Annotated in this window: 1 pseudogene; it reads left to right on the top strand. The window is 31.9% G+C overall.

Features of this window, described 5'->3' with window-relative positions:
• Positions 1-118 (top strand): annotated as a pseudogene (locus ABD734_RS07710) (IS30 family transposase); the annotation flags it as partial.
• Between the last annotated feature and the right edge of the window lie 565 nt (positions 119-683).

The raw sequence follows: 683 nt of genomic DNA, 5'->3' as shown, positions 1-683 counted from the left end.
TGTCTCGTCTGTCGCTTCAAGAAGAAACCACATACCGAGAAAATCATTGAACTACCGGACACCATTGGAAGTCTTTTTGAGTTACATGGGTGAAAAGGAACTGTCTAGCTTATTTTGACAAACGAAACAATTAAAACTTTTAAGTTTTTTTGTAGCATTTTTCAAATCCTTTTTCTTCATATTTTTTTCTATAAAGAAACTACTGCTATCAAGAATTTTAAAATCACCGTTTCTATCTTTATCGACTATTGTTATCCAATGAGCAACATTATCTCTTTGCTTTACACAATTAAAAGGGACTTCATTTAGGGGCAAGAGAAATAAAAAGAATCCATTCTTAAAATCAAATTCATCTAAGCAATCTAGCGTACTTAATGAGACTCCCTTTATATTTTTGCTATTCAAGTATTCTATTCCTTCAACTCCTTGTAGAAAAGCATGTAATTTTGCGATATCAAAAAATTCACCAATATAAGTTAATGGTACTTTTTGCTCTTTACTTTTTTTTCCTAAATTATATTCATCTTTGCTATTCTTATTAGGTGAAAATTTATATTTTCGCCGATTGTAAAATTAAGCTAGACACCTAAAAAGGGTCACGCGTGATACACTCAAAATGAGTTTTCCGACCAAAGAAAATCATAGGAGTGATCACGCATGACCTACACCCATATTACCACGGA

Origin of the sequence: Salinicoccus jeotgali (assembly GCF_039538805.1) — a bacterium.
Classification (GTDB): domain Bacteria; phylum Bacillota; class Bacilli; order Staphylococcales; family Salinicoccaceae; genus Salinicoccus; species Salinicoccus jeotgali.
This window is presented reverse-complemented; position numbering and strand designations above follow the sequence as displayed.